This is a genomic window from Pseudomonas sp. AP3_22 TE3818, assembly GCF_053628995.1.
In genome coordinates, this window is the sequence record NZ_JBRJHL010000001.1 from 5,402,186 (window position 1) to 5,424,317 (window position 22,132).

The 22,132-nt window shown below is 57.9% G+C and carries 16 protein-coding genes; 5 read left to right on the top strand and 11 right to left on the bottom strand.

The features are described 5' to 3' along the window. Positions 1 to 29: 29 nt before the first annotated feature. From AB7M25_RS24645 to AB7M25_RS24685, 9 genes are all read right to left on the bottom strand, one after another. Positions 30 to 1,283 (bottom strand): hypothetical protein, encoded by a 1,254-nt coding sequence (locus AB7M25_RS24645; RefSeq protein ID WP_454238095.1) that lies wholly within the window; start codon positions 1,281 to 1,283, stop codon positions 30 to 32. Further along, positions 1,284 to 3,806, bottom strand: coding sequence for a CS1-pili formation C-terminal domain-containing protein (locus AB7M25_RS24650; RefSeq protein WP_429517687.1), 2,523 nt, complete (start codon positions 3,804 to 3,806; stop codon positions 1,284 to 1,286). A 111-nt stretch (positions 3,807 to 3,917) separates the two neighbouring features. Next, positions 3,918 to 4,397: a CS1 type fimbrial major subunit gene (locus tag AB7M25_RS24655; protein ID WP_429385696.1), complete on the bottom strand. Its 480-nt coding sequence runs from the start codon at positions 4,395 to 4,397 to the stop codon at positions 3,918 to 3,920. Positions 4,398 to 4,912: 515 nt separating this feature from the next. Then, positions 4,913 to 6,181 carry a hypothetical protein gene (locus tag AB7M25_RS24660; RefSeq protein ID WP_454238096.1) on the bottom strand — a complete coding sequence of 423 codons (1,269 nt, stop codon included), beginning with the start codon at positions 6,179 to 6,181 and terminating at the stop codon, positions 4,913 to 4,915. A gap of 134 nt (positions 6,182 to 6,315) precedes the next feature. Further along, positions 6,316 to 6,900, bottom strand: coding sequence for a CS1 type fimbrial major subunit (locus AB7M25_RS24665; RefSeq protein ID WP_429560251.1), 585 nt, complete (start codon positions 6,898 to 6,900; stop codon positions 6,316 to 6,318). An 8-nt stretch (positions 6,901 to 6,908) separates the two neighbouring features. Continuing rightward, positions 6,909 to 7,649 carry a molecular chaperone gene (locus AB7M25_RS24670; RefSeq protein WP_429391312.1) on the bottom strand — a complete coding sequence of 247 codons (741 nt, stop codon included), beginning with the start codon at positions 7,647 to 7,649 and terminating at the stop codon, positions 6,909 to 6,911. 37 nt (positions 7,650 to 7,686) lie between these two features. After that, a complete protein-coding gene (locus AB7M25_RS24675) occupies positions 7,687 to 8,967 on the bottom strand; it encodes a hypothetical protein (RefSeq protein ID WP_454238097.1) in 1,281 nt (426 codons plus the stop codon). Positions 8,968 to 8,982: 15 nt separating this feature from the next. Continuing rightward, a complete protein-coding gene (locus tag AB7M25_RS24680; protein WP_454238098.1) occupies positions 8,983 to 11,505 on the bottom strand; it encodes a TcfC E-set like domain-containing protein in 2,523 nt (840 codons plus the stop codon). A 108-nt stretch (positions 11,506 to 11,613) separates the two neighbouring features. After that, positions 11,614 to 12,102, bottom strand: a complete 489-nt coding sequence (locus AB7M25_RS24685) for a CS1 type fimbrial major subunit (protein WP_429385684.1) — start codon at positions 12,100 to 12,102, stop codon at positions 11,614 to 11,616. 433 nt (positions 12,103 to 12,535) lie between these two features. On the opposite strand from AB7M25_RS24685, the gene AB7M25_RS24690 reads away from it, so the two are divergent. Further along, the gene (locus AB7M25_RS24690) at positions 12,536 to 13,111 is read left to right on the top strand and encodes a PadR family transcriptional regulator (protein ID WP_007975131.1); all 576 of its coding nucleotides are present in this window, start codon (positions 12,536 to 12,538) and stop codon (positions 13,109 to 13,111) included. After that, on the top strand, positions 13,108 to 13,893 hold the full coding sequence (locus tag AB7M25_RS24695; protein WP_454238099.1) for a siderophore-interacting protein: 786 nt from the start codon (positions 13,108 to 13,110) through the stop codon (positions 13,891 to 13,893). The genes AB7M25_RS24690 and AB7M25_RS24695 overlap by 4 nt, the downstream gene beginning before the upstream one ends. Positions 13,894 to 13,962: 69 nt before the next feature. Here AB7M25_RS24695 and AB7M25_RS24700 read toward each other — a convergent pair whose 3' ends face one another. Both AB7M25_RS24700 and AB7M25_RS24705 read right to left on the bottom strand, forming a co-directional pair. Then, the gene (locus tag AB7M25_RS24700) at positions 13,963 to 14,601 is read right to left on the bottom strand and encodes a Pr6Pr family membrane protein (protein WP_429385680.1); all 639 of its coding nucleotides are present in this window, start codon (positions 14,599 to 14,601) and stop codon (positions 13,963 to 13,965) included. A 2-nt stretch (positions 14,602 to 14,603) separates the two neighbouring features. Continuing rightward, entirely contained in the window at positions 14,604 to 14,834 is a 231-nt protein-coding gene (locus AB7M25_RS24705; RefSeq protein ID WP_007975135.1) for a VF530 family protein, read from the bottom strand. 355 nt (positions 14,835 to 15,189) lie between these two features. Here AB7M25_RS24705 and AB7M25_RS24710 point away from each other — a divergent pair, with 355 nt between their 5' ends. From AB7M25_RS24710 to lon, 3 genes are all read left to right on the top strand, one after another. Continuing rightward, the gene (locus AB7M25_RS24710) at positions 15,190 to 16,572 is read left to right on the top strand and encodes a carbohydrate porin (protein ID WP_454238100.1); all 1,383 of its coding nucleotides are present in this window, start codon (positions 15,190 to 15,192) and stop codon (positions 16,570 to 16,572) included. A gap of 214 nt (positions 16,573 to 16,786) precedes the next feature. Then, complete coding sequence (locus AB7M25_RS24715) at positions 16,787 to 19,198, top strand: glucose/quinate/shikimate family membrane-bound PQQ-dependent dehydrogenase (protein WP_454238101.1); 2,412 nt, start codon at positions 16,787 to 16,789, stop codon at positions 19,196 to 19,198. Between the two features lie 324 nt (positions 19,199 to 19,522). After that, the gene (lon, locus tag AB7M25_RS24720) at positions 19,523 to 21,940 is read left to right on the top strand and encodes an endopeptidase La (protein ID WP_256358810.1); all 2,418 of its coding nucleotides are present in this window, start codon (positions 19,523 to 19,525) and stop codon (positions 21,938 to 21,940) included. The last annotated feature ends 192 nt before the right edge of the window (positions 21,941 to 22,132 follow it).

Below are 22,132 nucleotides of genomic sequence, written 5' to 3' on the forward strand. Positions count from 1 at the left end.
GCCGGTACGAACGATCGATACGCAGCCCATCAGATTTCCGAATCCCAGATCACAATGACCGTGCCGGCCCAGGTGCTTGCTTCACCGGGTCTGATCATGAATTCCATATGCGATTGCGGGACTTCGAAATGCAGGGTTCCCGGTGCCCGGTCCACATAGAAGCCGGGTTTGAAATGCTGCGCATTCTCCGCACCATGCATCAGTCGCAGGCGTCTTACGGGTTGGCCGGAGAGATCGGTGATGCCGTCAGGCAGGCTGACGCTGATGAACAGGCGGACTCGACGCGTCCCTTCTCTATTCTCCAATGCGCATTCGCCTGACACTCCAGGCCCGCATCCCATCTGGATCTTGAATCGCGTTGAGGCCGAGATATTGAACGTCTGGTCACGGAACAACCCCACCGGCCGCCGCCCGGCCTGCAGCCAGCTTTGCCATCCGCCAAGCGGTTCCAGTCGGATTTTGTTACCACCGGGAGGAATGTCGACCTTGAGCGTGTGCTGCACATCCAGCACGAAATTCAGGGTCAGATCGGGATCGTCGGGCACCATCACATCGCCCATATCGAAGTCACCATTGGGCCCCAGGCGGTAATTCAGGCTCCCGGTGTAGAGCCCCGACGACATGCCCAGCGGGTTTGGCGTCCTTAATTCGTAAGCGATATCCAGATACTCGTAGGACATGGCCGGTATCTCGAATTGGGCCAACTTGACGCAGGCCCCTTGAGTCGGGGTTTTCCAGAAGAATCGATAAAAGTTGTACTCATAGGCCCCCACACCGCTGTACTGGCAGGGAGGTGGGGCATTGACCCAACTGCCGAGCGCTCCTCCGGACCACAAAAGTCGGTGGCCCTCCAGGTCTGTCGGTGCGCCTGTCAGCTTGCGGACGCTATCGCTCAGCAAATATTGCGATCCGAACCCGGCGATACGCAGCTCGACTGTCTCGGTCTCCTTCGTATCGACGTTGGTCACCGTCAACGCACGCCACTGCGCCGGCACACTGAACAGGGCGTTTCGGCGTGGCGCGGTATTGGGCAGCAAGGCACTGGTCGACCGGAAACGCACGGGCAACCGGATGCTGAAGGTTTCCTGTTGCAGGCACTCACCCGGATACTCGGCGCAATAACCCGTGACCGGCGTCTTGTTGACGAAAATGTTGCGCTGCGGATTCGCCGAGTCCGGCGTGAACAACGCCCGGATCTCCTGCTGCACGGCATCGGCCGAAGGTGTCACCAACAAAGCCAGCAGGCACAGCCACTGCGGCAGATACGTCTTGAAATTCTTCATTCAACTGGCCTCCTGGCGAGTGAAGGAGGCATCCGCCAACGTGTCCGGCGAGCAGCGCAAATCACCGATCATCAACACGTTGTTTTCAATTCGGTGCTTGTCGGTATCGAGCCGGAACTGGCACAGCAACTGATCGGCATGACGCACTTCCAGGGTCGGCGACCCGGCATGCATTTCCATCGAGAAGAAACCGTCGACTTCACTCACGCCACGGCTGGCGTGGTTGATCACGTGATGCCCCTTGAGCGGCCGGCCTTGCGGGTCGACGAGGCGACCGAGCACGGTCAGGGTTTTCATCACGTAGACCTTGCGGTACTCCACGCCGCCCTTGTTCAGGTGATAGCGGGTGCGGGACGGTTCGATGCTCGCAGCCGGGGCGTGATTGCCTTCGAAGTCGAAGCTCACCGAGCTGTTCTTGTAGGCGGTCAGCGGGATGAAATTGCGCCCCGGGCGCAACGCCGCGCTGCCACCGCTGAGATCGTCGGCACGCAAGGCGATGCCATCGATATCGGATTCGACGTCGACGATCATCCCGGCGCCGCGTCCTTGATGTTGACTGGTCAACGCCATGCGCTGACCGCCGACGACCAGGGTGCTGTCCAGGTTCAGGCCACCGGTGAAGTTGTCGTTGAACGATGAGCGCTGGATAAACCCGTCGCCATTGATTGCATCGGTACGGAAGTTCGCCAGGCTCGACAGGCCGACGCCGTAAGTGTCAGTCAGCGCGGTCACCGAGACGCTCTGCAGGATGTGGTCTTGCAAGTCTTTGCGGTAGCCGAGCGAGGCGTTGTTGTCGCGGCTGCCATCACGGGCCGTGCGGCTGCCGATGCTGCCGGAAATCTGCTGGCCCGGCCCACCCAGCGCCACGTTGATGCTCAGGTCGACCCCACGATTGCGTGCATCGCCGCTGCTGTAACTGCCGGGCCGATCGAATAACGACAACCGCCAGTTGGCATCGCTGCCCAGTACCGACGTGCGTTGCGTCCAGCCCAGGTCCACGCCAACACCTTCGACATTACCTTCGCTGTGGGAGACCCGCGCATTGAGCGAGTTCTTGCGGCTGATCCGGTGGTTCAGCGCCAGCGATGAATTGCTGGTCTCACCGGTGAACACGTTGCGTTGGCGCACGCGGGTGCCGTCGGGCAACGTTTCGTAGGTGTTGGTGGTGTCGAGCCAGCTGCGGTTGTGACTCACCACCAGGCTGCCGGAACCATAGTTGTACAGCGCTTGCAGATCGGCACCGGTGCCGTGGTCTTCGGTCTGGTACAGGTTGGCGTAGAGGCTGACGCTGTTGGCCAGGCTCCAGTCGATGGAGCTGCCGTACTGCAGCGTGTTGCGCACCTGGCGTGCCGACAGCCCGAGGATTACCCGTGGGTGCAGCAGGTAGTTGATCGCCGCGCCTGCCGTCGCATCGCCACTGTCCTGTTGATCCCAGTTGCTGAGCAGTTTGCTTTCCTGCCCGGCGAACAGGTTGTAGCGCCAGCGCTCGTCATGGTTGCGCCAGTTGCTCGGCTTGTAGATCAGCTCCAGGGTGGTCGAGGTGATCTGGCCGTCTTCGATCAGGCGTACTTCCACCTCGTAGATGCCACCGGGCAATGGCCGGGTGTCGAGGGTTTGCAAACCCGCCGGTACAGCTTGGGTGTTGATCAGCAAACCATCGCGATAAATCTCCACCGAGGCCTGGCGATTGGCGGTGACATAGATCGGATAAACGCTGGGTTTCGGGCTGTCGATCGCCAGGCTGTCGGAACTGCCGTACATCACGCCCACGGCGGTGTCGGGGCTGGTGCCGAACGAACGCGGCTGACGCGTCAGACCTTCGGAATTGGGGGTGAAGTAACCCAGGCGGAAAAAACTGCCTTGCAGTTCGCGCTGGGTGTAGAGCTCGTGTACCGCGTGATAGGTCTTGGTGTCCGGCCCGCCGAGACGCGCCAGTTGCATGTTGAAGGTCTGGCTCCAGTTGCCGAGGCTGCCGCTGGCCTCCAGGCCAAAACGTCCGCCCAGGTCCTGGTCCTGGCCGCCATTGAGGTTGAGCTGGTTGCGCACCATCAGGCCGCTGCTGCCACCTTCGGGCTGGTCGTAGAAACGCTTGGCCTCAGTGTCACGTTCGGCATTTTCGGTGACGATCGACAGCAACGAGTTTTCCAGGTTGTAGTGCACCGCCAGCATTTGTTCTGCGCATTGAGCGGTGCAGGTACCCAGCGCCACGCCGGGTTTCAGAATGCCGGCCCAGGTGTCGCGTTCGCCGGCGCTGAAGCGGCTGTCGCTGGTGTCGGTGAAATCGAGCAAGGTGACCCGGTCATCGCGGGACAACACGATCATCGCCTCGCCGAGGGGCTGTTGATCGAGTTCGACCCGAACGGCCAACGGCACATCGAAAAAGTGCTCCTCGAAATCCGCCGGCAAGCCTTTGGCCTGGGCGAGCAAACTTCGGGGCGTATTATCAATTGAAGTGGGCGCCGCAAATGCACTGCTACATAACAGCAACGCAAGCGCTGCCGCGATGGGCGTCATCGGGAACATGAACGAATACTCTGATTACAAGGGAGATCAAAACTCGGCCGACAAACCGAAAAGTTTGCCGACCGAAAAACGCTACTTGAAAAGTAAGCGCTTTGCCGTCGCAGGTATTACTTAGACGGACGGTTCGACGACCAGCATCACGACGCCAGTGTAATCGCCTGCATCAGGTTTTTTAGCGGTGACCGCGCTGATTTTAAACGGCGCACGATAACGGGTGTTGGATTCAGTTTCTCCAACAACCTCTTGCGAAGTGGTTGTCAGCGTCTTGCCATTAAGTTCGACTTTCAAGTCGATGGTGTTGTTACCGGAGATCAGCTTTGGAACGCCTTCAAGTCGTGCATTGACCTTGCCGGCGGTATGCAGCACGTCAAAGTGCCCATCGACGGTGCGCATGGCGTCGGTAGACGGGTTGTAGCTCATGTCCTGATCCTTGTTGACCAGATCATAGTCAACCGGCACCGCATAGAAGTCGTCAGCATTGACAGTAGCAACCAGACTGATGGAGTGCCTGGCTTCGGTAGCGGCAAATACCATCGAAGAACTCAGAGCCAGAACAGCCAGAGGAGCAGCAAACGCGATTTTCTTGAACATCTTTCAGTACCTGTCTTTTTAAAAGGATCGAGTCGTTGAAAGTTCAAGTTGAGCAAAACTGTCACGAGCAGCTATTTGCGCAGCTGAACTTTCAACGCCGAAAGATGATCGATCAAATATTCTGGAAAGTAAGCAGGCAAGTTCCTCAAAGCGCGTAGCCAAAGGGCCACGACAGTGGCAAGAAAAACACTGAAATATTGATAAAGTCACTGTTCGACTGTCAGATTCATACTACATGAAGCCATTACACAGGCAATTAAGGCCGACAACGACACAGTAACTTCTGTAGGAGGGATATTACAAAACCAACGAATTAAGGGGTGAACCGCACAATTAGAGAGTTAACACTAATTTCAGCTTCTTGACTCGACTAAAAAACCCTTTTTTTGATCCGAAAAAAATTGATGTGGACATCGGCTCGACGAAATTGACGAAAAAGCAGCTGATTGCCCAGCGAGCGAGGCAATGAAACGCCCCTGAAATACTCCCACCAGGAGACTTCAGGGGCGCAGGTGTCAGATCAATTCAGAGTCCCAGATCACCGTGACGTTACCCGAGTAGGTCTTGCCAACACCCTCGCGCAATATCGTCTCGACGTGTTCCTTGGTTACCTCAAAGTGCAGGGTCCCTGGCTTGCGATCGACATAGAAACCGGGCTGGAACAGCTCGGTGCCGCTGCCATCGAGGCGCAGAGGACGACGATCGACCGCCTGCCCCGAACCGTCCGTCAAGCCGTTGGGCAGGCTGATGCTGGTGTTCAAGGGCACAAGATCAGTGGAATCCGTGTCGCGCAACGCGCAGGTATTGCCCACGGTGTACTGGCATTCGAGTTGCATCTTGAAGCGGATTGAAGAAGAGACGTTGAAGGTTTGATCGCGGAACAGGCGCACAGGCTTGCGCCCCTGATTCAACCAGGCCTGCCAGCCGCCTTGAGGAACCAGCTCTACTCGATTACCGCCAGGTGGAATCTCTACTTTAAGGCTGTGTTGCACATCCAGAGTGAAATTAAGTTGCAGGGTGTTATCTTTGGGAAGTACCAGATCACCAAGATCGAAGTCCATCATCGGCCCTAACGTGTATGAGATAGTGCCAACGTAGGTTCCGGTGCGCATTGTTAGCGGGTTGGGCGTGCGAAGCTCATACATAATTTCAAGGTAGCGGTAACGAAAATTGGGGATATCAACTTTCGCCTGAGTAGAACAACTCCCTGTATTTTCTGGAACAATCCACATGAAGATGGAGTGGTCAGGCCCCTCCCATACACTTCCCGACCCACTGCAGGGAGCTGGCGCTGACGCCCAACTAGGAATGGACCACAACGCAGAATGACCGCCAGGAGCCAGTTCAGTAGCTCGCGCACCGAGATCGTGCCTACCACCTATGCCAGCTATACGGACCTCGACCCTTTCAGAGGGGCCACCCGACGGAGGATGTACCTCAACCGACCGCCACTCAGACGGGGCCTTGAGATAAGCTCCCAGTCGTTCATTGATATGACCGGCGGAAATCTTACCGCCGACAGTCTGCTCCAACGGCATGTTGACACGTAGACTGAACAAATTGCGATCCTTGCAAAAACTGGGACGCGAACCGCAGAAATGACCGTTTGGTGTTGTGTTGAGGAACAGGTTTCTCAGCGGATTTGCAGGATCCGGTTTAAAGACGGCGGTTATCTCATTCACTGCCGCCGCCGCAGATAAACTGAAGTAGAAGCAAACCCCACCAAACAGGAATCGGGCTATATTTTTTTTTATCGAAGTCTCTGCGGATTTTTCCTTAAACACGTTTATTACCTGTAACTTAAGATCAGGCGCTTGATTTACCTCTTGACATCTAGAGCTTTGCTCGCCTCTCACCTTTATTGTTAGTTTATGTTTAATATGAAAAAAGCTTGCAACACTTACTGCTCTAAACCGGATCATGGAACGACAGCCTCAAAAATCATATTCACACTACCGTAGTACTCACCAGGCTTATAACCGTCATCCGGTTTGACTGCTGCAATCACCAACTCCACGCGTGTGCCAGCTTTACCGTCCAGTTCCGAAATAATCTCAGCATTATCCAGCGTGAGTTTTATCCGGTTGAACGTTACATCCAGCGCGATGTTGTCGATGTCTCTGCCGTTACTTAAGTAAGGTACCTCACTCAAACGAGCAGCAATCGCTCCATTGGCGTTTTTGACATCGAATTGTTTACGCAGCGACCCAAGTTCCTCCGTCGCCATATTCCAGGGTAGTGTTTGTTCACGCCCTATCCACCCCGGATCCACCGGCAACACATAAAACTCCGCAACAGGGATAGTCACTGACACTTCAAAGGTTTCGCGTTCCACTATTGCAAAGGCGTAAACACTCGCCAGCGTCAGACATACCATCGAGGCGACGGTTATCCATTTTTTCAACATGATCTTCACCTGTTGCTTGCACTTCAATGTTGCAAACAAATAAATCGAAATCGATATAAAACTAAAAAGCCTGGAAGCAAACAGACGTTCACCCAACTACGGCTTCATCCCTTGATCTCCAGGTTCTGGCTTTTGCTTCCTTCAACCATCGTAAAACGGTATTGCCGACCAGCCTGCTTTTCGAACTGGAATGTCCGACCGGCCAGAATGTGATGCTTGGTCGTTGGCTGGCACTCCTGCTCGTTCTTGATCGAGCAGTCCTTGAATTCGTCGATCACCACCACACTATTGCCGTTGTTGCGGATCCGGTACTGCCCCGCCTCGTTCTCGATCACGCTGTCAAAGCGTGTCTCTTTCGGGCGAACAAAGAACACCGTGCCATAACCCGCCAGTACATTAACCCCGGCCGACAGGTTTTTCTTGTAGTCGTCGCGCTCCTGCTCGGAGACGGCGAACTCATCTTCCTTTTCCGGCACTACCGGCACATAACGCACGCGGAAGTAACGTTCCTTGTCACGCTCCCCCATGTACAACAAACGCGAACCCTGCATGCCATTGGCCGGCACGATCAGTCGCGCCGGACTGGCCATCAGCCCGTCACGCGACGTAGCGTCCGCCTGGTTGACCAAAGGAATTTCCCGGGCTTTGCCATCGGCATCGTAGATGATTTCGAGAATATTGATCTTGACGAAAGCCGTGCTGTCGCCACCATTGAATACTCGTTTCAGATAAGAACTTTTATCGCCATCCAGATAGTCATAGACCACCCCGACATTGATCTGCGGCGCGGCCAGGGCCGCGTGAGAAAAAAGCGAAAAACCAAACAGTGCCAACAGGCGCTTCATGACGTAATACCTCAATTGTAAAACACAACCAAACCGCTTAAATTTGCGAGTCCCAGAGCACCGTGACATTACCCGAATATTCCTTGGCGACTCCCTCGGACAGCATCCGCTCAACATGTTCCCTGCTAATCTCGAAGTGCAGGGTCGCCGGCTTGCGAACGAGGTAAACGCTAGGCTGAAACAACTCAGTACCACTGCCATCTATTAATAATGGACGACGAATAATCGGTTGCCCGCTAACATCCCTCAAATCACTTGGCAAACTCACACTGATAGAGAGAGGGGCATTTTCACCGGAATTCGACTCCTTAAGCGCACAGCTATTCTCAAAGGAGTATTGACACTCCAGCTGCATTTTGAAGTTCGTAGAGGTCCAGATATTAAAGGACTGATCCCGAAACAACCGTGTTGGTTTACGGCCTTGGTTTAACCAAGCCTGCCAGCCGCCCTCAGGAACCAGTTCCACGCGATGACCAGCGGGCGGTACCTCCACAGATAGAACGTGTTCCACGTTCAGGGTAAAATCAAGTTGAAGACCGGAATCGGTGGGTAAAAGATTATCGCCCATGTCGAAATCGCCAAAAGGACCTACGGTGTAATTAATGCTGCCGGTGTAAGTACCAGGTGCCATCTTCAAAGGATCAGGCGTACGGAGGGAGTACATGAAATTCAACTTCGGGTAGGCGAAACCGGGAATATCAAAATTTGCACTTGTTCCGCAAGTACCAGCTCCCGCGGGTGTTAACCATAAGAACGTAAAGTCTGTGTCAGTTGGCCGCACACCAGCACGCGTATGGAGGCATGGTTTGGGGGCAATGCCCCAATCTCCGTGGTCCCATAATAAATAATGCCCCCTAACTGCATCAGGCTCTCCAGTCAGTTCCTGGACGCGTTTACCAAGTCTGTATCGACCGCCGATTCCGACGATCCTTACTTCAACCAATGCCTCTTTACCGTCTGCAGATCGAACCGAAACCTGTCTCCATGCATTGGCCGGAATATTAAACATTGCGCCCTGACGAAAATTTCCATCGTGGGCCACTATAGGAGCGATGGAATTGAAGTCAATATTGGTTTCGATACTAAAAACCTGACGCCCTTCATCTAACCATTTACACGTTTCCGGAGTATCGCGACAGACACCCGTAACAGGCGTTTGATTCTCAAATGAATTAATATAAGGTTTCGCGGGATCAGGTTTAAAGCCTGCAGTAATTTGTACAACATCAGCCCGGACGGAAGCTGAAAACATCCAAAACAAAACCCCACTTAAAATAAATACAGCAGCGGCTTTATAAGTCACAAACAAACCCTTCATACTCCACTCCAGCATTTAGATTGCCTTCTCCGTCCGATACATCGCATCCGCCAACGTCTCCGGCGAACAACGCAACTCCCCAATCATCAACACATCGTTTTCCCGTTGGGCGTTGTCTGGATCGAGTCGGAACTGACAGAGCAAGTGGTTGCCGGAGCGCACCTCCAGCGTCGGCGAGCCGGCGTTCATTTCCATGGAGAAGAAACCATCGACTTCACTCACCCCACGACTGGCGTGGTTGATGATGTGATGGCCCTTGAGTGGTTTACCCTGGGGGTCGACCAAGCGCCCGAGCACGGTGACGGTTTTGCTGATGGTGATCTTGCGGTACTCCACGCCGCCCTTGTTCAGGTGATAGCTGGAGCGAGGCGGTTGAATGCTCGCGGCGGGCACGTGGTTGCCCTCGAAGTCGAAGCTCACCGAGCTGCTTTTATACGCCGTGAGCGGCACGAAATTACGACCCGGGCGCAGCACCGCACTGCCGCCGCTCAGGTCGTCGGCACGCAGGGCAATGTCGGCGATATCCGACTCCACGTCGATGATCATGCCCGCCCCGTCGCGGTGGGATTGGCTGGTCATGACCATTTTCCGCGCACCGATTGCCACGGTGCTGTCCAGGTTAAGACCGCCAGTCAGGTCATTGTTATAGGAGGATCGCTGGATAAAACCGTCGCCATTGACCAGGTCCGATTGCATCGTGGTCATGGCGGACAAGCCCATGCCATAGGTATCGGAGGTCGCCGTGGCCGAGACACTCTGCAGCAAGTGATCCTGAAGCTCTTTGCGATAGGTCAGCGAGGCATTGTTATCACGCCCGCCCTCCCGCGCCGTGCGCGAACCGATGCTGCCGGACCATTGCTCTCCCGAGTCGCCCAGCGCGATGTTGAGGCTCAGGTCAATACCACGGTTTCTGTCACTACCTGAACTGACACTGCCCGGTCGGTCGAACAGCGACAATCGCCAGTTGGCATCGCTGCCGAAAAGTTGAGTACGCTGAGTCCATCCCAGGTCCAGCCCCGTGCCTTCGGTATTGCCCTGGCTATGGGATACACGGGCATTGACCGAGCTTTTGGTGGTCAGTCGGTGATTGACCGATAGCGATGAGTTGCTGGTCTGGCCGACGAACACATTGCGCTGACGCACCCGCGTCCCGTCGGGCAAGGTGTCGTAAAGCCGGGTCGTGTCGAGCCAGCTGCGGTTATGGCTGGCGACGATGCTGCCCTTTCCATAGGAATACAAACCCTGCACATCAAGGCCGGTACCGTAGTCTTCGGTCTGGTAGATGTTGGCGAAAAGACTGGCGTTGTTGACGACCGTCCAGTCGACCGATGCGCCGTATTGCAGAGAGTCACGCACCTGCCGGCCGGTCAAACCGAGGATCACTCGCGGGTGCAACAGGTAGTTGAATGCCGCTCCGGCGGTCATATCCCCCTCGGATTGCTCATCCCAGTTGCTGAGCAACCTGGACTCACGACCGGCGAAAAGGTTGTAGCGCCAGCGCTCATCATGATTGCGCCAGTTGTTCGGTTTGTAGACCAATTCCTGAGTGCTGGACGTGATCTGACCGTCTTCGACCAGTCGCACTTCCACCTCGTAGATGCCGCCCGGCAGCGGGCGCGTATCGAGGGTTTGCAATCCGGCGGGCACGGCTTGGGTATTGATCAACAGGCCGTCGCGGTAGATTTCCACCGAGCCCTGGCGATTGGCGGTGACGTAGATCGGATAAATCGCCGGCTTCGGATTGTTGATCACCAGGCTGTCGGAGCTGCCATACATGACACCTAGCGCTGTATCGGGGCTTACGCCAAATGTACGAGGCTGGCGAGTCAGTCCTTCGGTGGTGGGAGTGAAGTAGCCCAGGCGCAGGAAATTGCCCTCCAGTTCGCGCTGGGTATAGAGCCCATGCACGGCGTGATAGACCTGATTGTCCACGCCCCCCATTCGGGACAACTGCAGGTTGACGGCTTGAGTCCAGTTACCCAGGCTGCTGCTGGCTTCGAGGCCGTAGCGCCCGCCCGTATCCTGGTTCTGGCCGCCATTGAGGTTCAATTGATTGCGCACAATCAGGCCGCTGCTGCCGCCTTCCGGCAGGCTGTAGTAACGCTGCGCCTGCTCATCGCGTTCGGAATTTGCCGTGAGGATGGAGACGAGTGAGTTTTCCAGGCTGTAGTGCACGGCAAGCAATTGCTCCGGGCATTTGCCCTGGCAGCTGCCGAGGGCTACGCCCTGGCTCAGATAGTTTGACCAGGTATCTCGTTCGCCTGCCTTGAATTTGCTGTCGCTGACATCGGTAAAGTCAACGAGGGTGATGCGATCATCGCGGCTTAACACCACCATCGCTTCACCGAGAAATTGTTGGTCAAGTTCCACGCGGACCGCCAACGGCACATCAAAGAAATGCTCCTCGAACTCAGCCGGCAATCCCTTGGCCTGAGACAGCAAACTTCGAGGTGTATGGCCATTGTCCGTTGGCGCAGCCAAGGCATTTGCACAAAAGACAAGGGCAAGCGCCGTCGCGATGGGAGTCATCGGGAACATGAACGAATTACTCTGAATATAAAAACGTTAAAACCGAACGACAAACAAAGTAGTTCGTCATTCGGTAATTGTTATCAAATAATGACTAAGCCTTAGTTCATAACCAAATTACGGCACTGTCGGAATGGCGTCGAAGACCACCACTGGCGTTGCGGTGTAGTTGCCGTTCTGGTCAGCGGTTGGTTTGGCTGCGGCGATTACCAGGTCGGCCGCGATACCGCCCTTGGCCTCGGCTTCAGCTACTACTTCCTGAGATACCGCCGTCAAGGTTTTGCCATTAAAGGTGTAGGTCAACGGAATGTTGTTGGCACCGTTGAACAATGGCTGTGGACCACCCTCGACATAGGCACCCACCGCACCGTCGGTGTGCTTCACATCGTATACCGCACGCAGTGGAGACAAGGTGCCATCCACCAGGTTGTAGGCCATTTTTTCGTCTTTACCGAAGTTCGGGTCCCGTGGCTGGGCGTGGAAAACCTTGGTTGGAATGGTGGCGCTGATGTTGATGGAGCTGCGTGCATCATCGGCGGCGAATGCGAAAGAAGAGCTGAGCGCCAGAAGGGCTACAGGAACGGCAAATACGACTTTGTTGAACATGACTTGTTACCTTATAAATTAACTGACAGGCATATAAAAGCCAAATGGAAATACTCAAACCTCACTGTCCGGGCGGGCAGCAAGTTCGTGATTGATTATTCATCCAGACTTTTAACGGCGCAGATGATCCAGTAATGCAGAAGAAAGGTATGTAGGACCGTTCTCCGTAACCTGTAGTCCTAAAAGAATTAACTATAGCGAAATACTCCATCGTATAAAAAACCTACAGACTCCTTTAACTAGTACTACAAACCGCATCAGCAGATATTTGAAAAACCTCTCAGCCAATTTTGTAAGACTCAATTACTTACAATGCCGACCTCTCGCGTGCTGGTTTTCTTGCATAGGGGGGAACCGTCGGTCGATCCTGCTTGCACAAGACATAAGATATATCTTAAGTTGTATCTAAACACGACGTGAGAGAACGCAAAAAATGAGAGACCATCATTCCCCCCACCGCGAACACGGCGACGGCCGCGACGGCTTCGAGAAACGCCCTGGCCGCGAACGCGGTGGTCGTGGCCCGCGAGTATTTGCCCCCGGCGACCTGAAATTGCTCCTGCTGGCGTTGATCGCGGAACAGCCATGTCACGGCTATGACCTGATCCGCCAGATTGAAGGCATGTTCGATGGCGCCTACAGTCCCAGTCCCGGCGTGATCTACCCGACCCTGACTTTTCTTGAAGAAAGCGAGTTGATTACCGGCGACGCCGAAGGCGGCAAAAAACGCTACAGCGTGACCGACGCCGGACGCCAGTCCCTGACCGAGCAAGCCGTCGCCCTTGAAGGTGTGCGGGTGCGCATCGATGTCAGCAAGCGCTCGTTGCGCGGCCATGATCGCCCGGCCGAAATCCACGAGGCGGTGCACAACCTGCGCCATGCCCTGCAACTGCATCACGGCCGCTGGAGCGCGGAAGAAATCCAGCGCGTCGCGGCGCTGCTCAACGACACCGCCAAAGCCATCGTCGACGGCCCTGCCGTTCAACCCGTTCAGGAGAAAGCCGAATGACTGAAGTGATCGCGCATTCCATTCACCGCGTCATGCACGACATCAAACGCCGTCGCCTGGAAGTATTACGTGTGGTCGACCTGACCCCGCGCATGCGCCGGATTACCCTGGGCGGGCCGGAGCTGGCAGGCTTCGTCAGCCTGGGTACGGACGATCACGTCAAACTGTTGTTCCCGCAGAACGCCGAACAGGCTGCGGCCCTGGAAACCCTGGTGCTGGGCGCCGGCAAGGACAACGGCCCGCTGCCCGAGATGCGCGACTACACGCCGCGCCGCTATGACCTGAGCGCCCTGGAACTGGACATCGACTTCGTGCTGCACGGCGACGGCCCGGCCTCGACCTGGGCCGAACAGGCCAAACCGGGGCAGTTCCTGCACATCGGCGGGCCGAGGGGTTCGATGATCGTGCCGGACATGTTCGACAGCTACTTGCTGATCGGCGACGAAACCGCCCTGCCCGCCATCGCCCGGCGCCTCGAAAGCCTGGCGGCCAACCGCCGTGCGCTGGTGATCGTGGAAGTGGAAAACGGCAAGGAGCAGCAAGTGCTGGAAAGCGCTGCCGAGGTCAATGTGATCTGGGTGCTGCGCGAAGGTGGCAAGGACAATCTGCTGACCACCGTGCGCCAGATCCAGGTGCCGGCCGGCAGCCTGTACGCGTGGGTGGCAACGGAAAGCAAGGTGTCGCGGCAGATTCGTCGGGTGTTGCTCGATGAGCATGGGCTGAACGAGCAGTTCGTCAAAGCGGTGGGCTACTGGCGGCTGGATGACAGTCTTGAAGAGTGATCACATCCTGTAGGAGCCGGCTTGTCGGCGATGGGGACCTTTAGGACGCCATCGCTGGCAAGCCAGCTCCTACAATTGATGACGACGATCCACTGCAACCACCCCCAGCGCAATCAGCACAAACCCCGCCAACAATCCCCCGGCGTTGATGAACACCTGTGGATAACCCAGTTTGTCCACATCAATGAACGGGTACGGATAAGTCGCCAGCACATGCCCGCGCAGCAACGAGTAAGCGAAGTACACCAGCGGATAAATCACCCACAACGCGATATGCCCCCAGCGCAGCGAGCCTTTCGGTACACAGAACCACCAATACCCCAGAAACAGCAGCGGCATGACGTCATGCATCAGCTCATCGGCCAGCCATTGCCAGCCTTCGGGATGCCATAGATGGCGAAGCAATACGCTGTACGCCAGGCCGACGACAGCGATGCTCACAGCGATGCCACTACTGACCCAGGGCTGTAAAAACCAGCGTCGCGCGGCGGACTCGCGGGACGTCAGTTCACAGGTCAGCACCGTCGCCACCAGGGTGTTGCTCAGCACGGTGAAGTAGCTGAAAAAACTCATCAGCCCACCGATCAGACTGGCCTCCAGCGTCCAGCGCGAATAGAAAATCAGGTACATCTGGATGCTCAATCCCGCCCAGCCGAGCATGGCAGCCACGACCACAAAACGGCGGCGTAACGCGCACGGATTGACCATGTTCAGAGCGGTCGTTTGGTGCGCATCAACTTCACATACAGGCGTTCGACCTTCTCCCGCGCCCACGGGGTTTTACGCAGGAACGTCAGACTCGACTTGATACTCGGGTCGCTCTTGAAGCAGCGGATATCGATGCGTTCGGCCAGCCCCGACCATTCGTAGTGTTCAACCAGGGCGTTGAGGATTTGCTCCAGCGTCACGCCGTGCAGCGGGTCGATGTTGTGTTCGGTCATGCCGGGCCTTCAAGCAGAGTGGGAATTGGAAGTCGCGCACCTTAGCCGAGGGTTTCGTCGGGTGGAAGCGATCTATCAAATGTAGGTGAACTTGTAGGAGCGAGCTTGCTCGCGATGGACTCGAACGAAAACGCGTCAACCCAGAATGAACGCGTTATCGTTATCGACCATCGCGAGCAAGCTCGCTCCTACAACTGTTACCGAATCCGAAAGGCTGCATGTCAGTAAAAGCCCTTTCTCTATTTGTAACAGATCATTATCCTTGCGCCCGCTGCCTGCTGAAACGCTTCCGCTTTCGCTTCACGCCTGCTGCTTTCCGTTTATCCCCCAGAAAAAGATCAAGAACTCCGTCTCTATGCCTGACTTTAAATCTTTGCGAGACAGCGCTGTCTTTACAACTGCTGCCCATCGAAACATCCTACCCCTGCTCGGTGGCCTCACCGCACTGGGCCTGGCCTCCTGCGTCCAGGCAGCTCCAGCCTTCGATAGCGATTCACCATGGATGCTCGGCGACTGGAATGGCACCCGCAGCGAACTTGCGGAAAAAGGCTACGACTTCAAAGTCGATTACACCGGTGAAATGGGCAGCAACCTGCACGGCGGCTACGATCACGACCGCACAGCCCGCTACAGCGACCAGTTCGGCCTGGGCACCCATCTGGACTTGCAGAAAATCCTCGGCTGGGACGACGCCGAGTTCCAGCTGACCATCACCGAACGCAGCGGCAACAACATCAGCAACGACCGCATCAATGACCCGCGTGTCGGCGGCTTCACCTCGGCCCAGGAAGTCTGGGGCCGCGGCCAGACCTGGCGCCTGACGCAGATGTGGTATCAGCAGAAGTTCTTCGACGAAAAACTCGACATCAAGGTCGGCCGTTTCGGCGAAGGCGAAGACTTCAACAGCTTCCCTTGCGACTTCCAGAACCTGGCGTTCTGCGGCTCCCAGGTCGGCAACTGGGCGGGCGACATCTGGTACAACTGGCCGGTCAGCCAGTGGGCACTGCGGGTCAAATATCACCTGACGCCAGAGCTCTATGCACAGGTCGGCGCGTACGAGCAGAACCCGTCGAACCTGGATCGCGACAACGGCTTCAAGCTCAGCGGCAGCGGCACCCAGGGCGCGGTCCTGCCGGTGGAACTGGTGTGGACGCCGAAATTCAATGGCCTGCCGGGTGAATACCGCGCCGGTTACTACTACAGCAGCGCCAACGCCACCGACGTCTACAAGGACAGCAACGGCCAGCCTGCCGCCCTGAGTGGCGAAGCCTACCGCAGCGCCTCGAGCAAACACGGCATGTGGCTGGGCCTGCAGCAGCAAGTCACCAGCCTGGCCAGCGATCATTCCCGCGGCCTGAGCCTGTTCGCCAACGGCACGATGCACGACAAGAAGACCAATGCCATCGACAACTACGTCCAGGCCGGCCTCGTCTACAAAGGTCTGTTCGACGCCCGATCCAGGGACGACATCGGTTTTGCCATGGCCCGCGTCCACGTCAACCCGGCCTATCGCAAGAACGCCGAGGCGACCAACCAGGCCAATGTCGTTTTCGACTACGACAATCCGTCTTACCTGCCACCCCAGGACACCGAATACAGCGCCGAACTCTATTACGGCGTGCACGTGACCCACTGGCTGACCGTGCGCCCGAACCTGCAATACATCCGCCATCCCGGCGGCGTGAACGAGGTCGACGACGCGCTGATCGGCGGGATCAAGGTCCAGTCGTCGTTCTGAGCAACACCATAAAACCCTGTGGGAGCGGGCTTGCTCGCGAAGGCGTCATTACAGCCAACATTTGTGCTGCCTGAACCACCGCTTTCGCGAGCAAGCCCGCTCCCACAAGGGATTGCGTGAACCCAACAGCTTTTATCTGAACCATGCCCGCGCCGGATCATCATCTACAGTGAACTGGCGCAGGACTCTATGAAACGTCACGGAGAATCACACTATGAGCACTGATAGTGCCTTGGGTCGAAGCCGTCTGTTGCCGACCCTGCTCGGCATACTGCTTCTGCTAATGGGCCTGGCCATGCTGGCCGGGGGGATCAAGCTGAGCATGCTCGGCGGCTCGCTGTACTACCTGCTGGCCGGCATCGGCATCGCTTTGAGCGGCGTGTTGCTGATCGCCGCCCGCCGCGCGGCGCTGGGCCTGTACGCACTGGTGCTGTTCGCCAGTACTGTCTGGGCGCTGTGGGAAGTCGGCCTCGACTGGTGGCAACTGGTGCCGCGCCTGGCGCTGTGGTTCGCCCTCGGCGTGGTGATGCTGCTGCCATGGTTCCGTCGTCCATTGCTGATCAACGGCCCTGCCCCTGTGGGCACGGGCGCCTTGAGCGTGGCCGTGGTCCTGGCCGGTGCCGCCGCCGTGGCCAGCCAGTTCACCCATCCGGGTGAGACCTTGGGCGAACTGGGCCGCGACACCGCGGACATGACCAGCACCGCACCGCAGATGCCCGAAGGCGACTGGCAGGCCTATGGCCGCAGCGAATTCGGTGACCGCTACTCGCCGCTCAAGCAGATCACCCCGGCCAATGTCGGCAAGCTGCAAGAAGCCTGGCGTATCCAGACCGGCGATCTGCCCACCGCCGATGACCCGGTGGAACTGACCAACGAAAACACCCCGCTCAAGGCCAACGGCATGCTCTATGCCTGCACCGCCCATAGCAAGGTGCTGGCGCTGGACCCGGACACCGGCAAGGAACTGTGGCGTTTCGACCCGCAGATCAAGAGCCCGGTGGGCTTCAAGGGCTTCGCCCACATGACCTGCCGTGGCGTGTCGTACTACGACGAAGCGGCCTACGCCCAGTCTGAAAACGCGGCCTCCGCCGTCATCTCTGAAGCCGGCAAAGCCGTCGCCCAGGCCTGCCCGCGTCGCCTGTACCTGCCAACCGCTGATGCACGCCTGATCGCGCTCAACGCCGACACCGGCAAGGTCTGCGAAGGTTTCGGTAAAAACGGCGTGGTTGACCTCACCCAAGGCATCGGCCCGTTCACCCCCGGTGGCTACTACGCCACCTCGCCGGCAGCGATCACCCGTGACCTGGTGATCATGGGCGGCCACGTCACCGACAACGAGTCGACCAACGAGCCCTCCGGTGTGATCCGTGCCTTTGACGTACACGACGGTCATCTGGTGTGGAACTGGGACAGCAACAATCCTGACGCGACCGAACCGCTGCCAGAGGGCGAACACTACAGCCGCAACTCGGCCAACATGTGGTCGCTGGCCAGCGTCGACGAAAAACTCGGCATGGTCTACCTGCCACTGGGCAACCAGACCCCTGACCAGTGGGGCGCAGACCGCACCCCGGGCGCCGAGAAGTTCAGTGCCGGCCTGGTCGCACTGGACCTGGCCACCGGCAAGGTGCGCTGGAACTACCAGTTCACTCACCATGACCTGTGGGACATGGACGTCGGCAGCCAGCCGACCCTGCTGGACATGAAAACCGCCGACGGCATCAAGCCGGCCGTGATCCAACCGACCAAGCAGGGCAGCCTGTACGTACTCGACCGTCGTGACGGCACGCCGATCATCCCGATCAAGGAAATTCCGGCTCCGCAAGGCGCCGTGAAAGGCGACCACACCGCACCGACCCAGGCCCGTTCGGACCTGAACCTGCTGGCCCCGGAACTGACCGAAAAAGCCATGTGGGGTGCCAGCCCGTTCGACCAGATGCTGTGCCGCATCCAGTTCAAGGAGTTGCGTTACGAAGGCCAGTACACCCCGCCGTCGGAACAGGGCAGCCTGATCTATCCGGGTAACGTCGGTGTCTTCAACTGGGGCGGCGTTTCGGTCGACCCGGTTCGCCAGATGCTGTTCACCAGCCCGAACTACATGGCCTTCGTCTCGAAAATGGTGCCTCGCGCCGAAGTCGCAGCCGGCAGCAAACGTGAAAGCGAAACCGCGGGCGTGCAACCGAACACCGGCGCACCTTATGCGGTGATCATGCACCCGTTCATGTCGCCGTTCGGCGTACCGTGCCAGGCGCCGGCCTGGGGCTACGTGGCCGGCATCGACCTGACCACAGGCAAAGTCGTGTGGAAACGCAAGAACGGCACCAGCCGCGACAGTTCGCCATTGCCTATCGGCCTGACACTCGGCGTGCCAAGCATGGGCGGTTCGATGGTCACCGCTGGCGGTGTCGGCTTCCTCAGCGGCACGCTGGATCAATACCTGCGCGCCTATGACGTCAACACCGGCAAGGAGCTTTGGAAATCGCGCCTGCCGGCTGGCGGTCAGGCTACGCCGATGACCTACACCGGCAAGGACGGCAAGCAGTACGTGCTGTTGGTCGTCGGTGGCCACGGCTCACTGGGCACCAAAATGGGTGACTATGTGATTGCGTACAAACTGTCCGAGTAAGTTTCAGCGGCAGTCAAAACAAAGGCGACGCCCTCACAGGCATCGCCTTTTTTGTAGTCGCGCGAATACCCACTGTAGGAGCCGGCTTGCCGGCGATGACGGTCTGACATTCAACAACGATGTACGCTTTCAGATCGCCATCGCTGGCAAGCCAGCTCCTACAAAAGCACGTTGCAGCCCGGACAACCCGGCCGCCAGCCGAAATCCAGCTAACCTGTCTCTGCGCTGAACACGCCTTCGAAACACGGCGTTGCAGAAAATGACCGTTGAAACCACCGCCAACCTGCCCCATCTAAGACCCATACCCATTGTGCAGGTGCCCCCATGAGCGACCAGCAAGAATTCCCCGAAGACCCGAGCGAATACGCCGATCCGCAAAGCGCTCCACAGCATAAACCCGGCAAAGGCCTGGCCCTGCCCGGCCAGAACCTGCCGGACAAGGTCTACATCATCCCGATCCACAACCGGCCCTTCTTCCCGGCCCAGGTCCTGCCGGTCATCGTCAACGAAGAGCCGTGGGCCGAGACCCTCGACCTGGTGGCCAAGTCCGAACACCACTCCCTGGCCCTGTTCTACATGGACACGCCCCAGGAAGATCCGCGCCACTTCGACACCTCGGCCCTGCCGCTCTACGGCACCCTGGTCAAGGTGCACCACGCCAGCCGCGAAAACGGCAAACTGCAATTCGTCGCCCAGGGCCTGACCCGTGTGCGTCTGAAAACCTGGCTCAAGCACCATCGCCCGCCGTACCTGGTGGAAGTCGAATACCCGCACCAGCCCACCGAGCCGACCGACGAGGTCAAGGCCTACGGCATGGCGCTGATCAATGCGATCAAGGAACTGCTGCCGCTCAACCCGCTGTACAGCGAAGAGTTGAAGAACTACCTCAACCGCTTCAGCCCCAACGACCCGTCGCCGCTGACCGACTTCGCCGCCGCACTCACCTCGGCCACCGGCAGTGAGCTGCAGGAAGTGCTCGACTGCGTGCCGATGCTCAAGCGCATGGAAAAAGTCCTGCCGATGCTGCGCAAGGAGGTCGAGGTCGCGCGCCTGCAAAAAGAGATTTCCGCCGAAGTTAACCGCAAGATCGGTGAACATCAGCGCGAGTTCTTCCTCAAGGAGCAACTCAAGGTCATCCAGCAGGAGCTGGGCCTGACCAAAGACGACCGCAGCGCCGACCTCGAACAGTTCGAGCAGCGGCTGGTGGGCAAAGTCCTGCCGGCGCAGGTGCAGAAACGCCTCGAAGAGGAAATGAACAAGCTGTCGATCCTCGAGACCGGCTCGCCGGAGTATGCGGTCACCCGCAATTACATCGACTGGGCGACCTCGGTGCCGTGGGGCGTGTACGGCGAGGATAAACTCGACCTCAAGCACGCGCGCAAGGTGCTGGACAAACACCACGCCGGCCTCGACGACATCAAGGACCGCATCCTCGAATTCCTCGCCGTTGGTGCCTATAAAGGCGAAATCAGCGGCTCCATCGTATTGCTGGTCGGCCCGCCGGGCGTGGGCAAGACCAGCGTCGGCAAATCCATCGCCGAATCCCTGGGCCGGCCGTTCTATCGCTTCAGCCTTGGTGGCATGCGCGATGAAGCCGAGATCAAGGGCCATCGCCGCACCTATATCGGCGCGCAGCCGGGCAAACTGGTGCAGGCGCTCAAAGACGTCGAAGTGATGAACCCGGTGATCATGCTCGACGAGATCGACAAGATGGGCCAGAGCTACCAGGGCGACCCGGCTTCGGCCTTGCTGGAAACCCTCGATCCGGAGCAGAACGTTGAATTCCTCGACCACTATCTGGACCTGCGGATGGACCTGTCGAAAGTGCTGTTCGTGTGCACCGCCAACACCCTGGACTCGATCCCCGGCCCGTTGCTCGACCGCATGGAAGTGATTCGCCTGTCGGGCTACATCACCGAAGAAAAAGTCGCCATCGCCAAGCGTCACCTGTGGCCCAAGCAGCTTGAGAAAGCCGGCGTGTCCAAGGGCAGCCTGAGCATCAGCGACAGCGCGCTCAAGGCGCTGGTCGACGGCTATGCCCGTGAAGCCGGCGTGCGCCAGCTGGAAAAAAACCTCGGCAAACTGGTGCGCAAAGCGGTGATGAAACTGCTCGACGATCCGAAAGCGGTGATCAAGCTCGGCCCGAAAGATCTCGAAGCGTCGCTCGGCAAACCGGTGTTCCGCAACGAGCAGGTGCTGGCGGGGGTCGGCGTGATCACCGGCCTGGCCTGGACCAGCATGGGCGGCGCGACCCTGCCGATCGAAGCCACGCGCATCCACACCCTCAACCGTGGGTTCAAGCTCACCGGGCAACTGGGTGACGTGATGAAAGAGTCGGCGGAGATCGCCTACAGCTACGTCAGTTCGCACCTGAAGTCCTATGGCGGCGATCCGAAGTTCTTCGACGAAGCCTTCGTCCACCTGCACGTGCCGGAAGGCGCCACGCCAAAGGACGGCCCGAGCGCCGGCGTGACCATGGCCAGCGCCCTGCTGTCGCTGGCACGCAACCAGCCACCGAAAAAAGGCGTGGCCATGACCGGTGAGCTGACATTGACCGGGCATGTGCTGCCGATTGGCGGGGTGCGCGAGAAGGTGATTGCAGCGCGGCGGCAGAAGATTTTCGAGTTGATCCTGCCGGAAGCCAACCGGGGTAATTTCGAGGAACTGCCGGAGTACCTGAAGGAGGGGATTACCGTGCACTTTGCCAAACGCTTTGCGGATGTGGCGAAGGTGCTTTTCTGATGTTCCTGTAGCGCCTGTACTGCCGTCTTCGCGGGCAAGCCCGCTCCCACAGGAAATTGAGTCGGTCACAAAACTTGTGTGCACCCTCAATCCCTGTGGGAGCGGGCTTGCCCGCGAAAGCGTCAGTCCTGACACCACCGTCCAGGCTGACTGTCACACTTTGTCTCATCTTCAGTTATGCTCGCCGTTCGT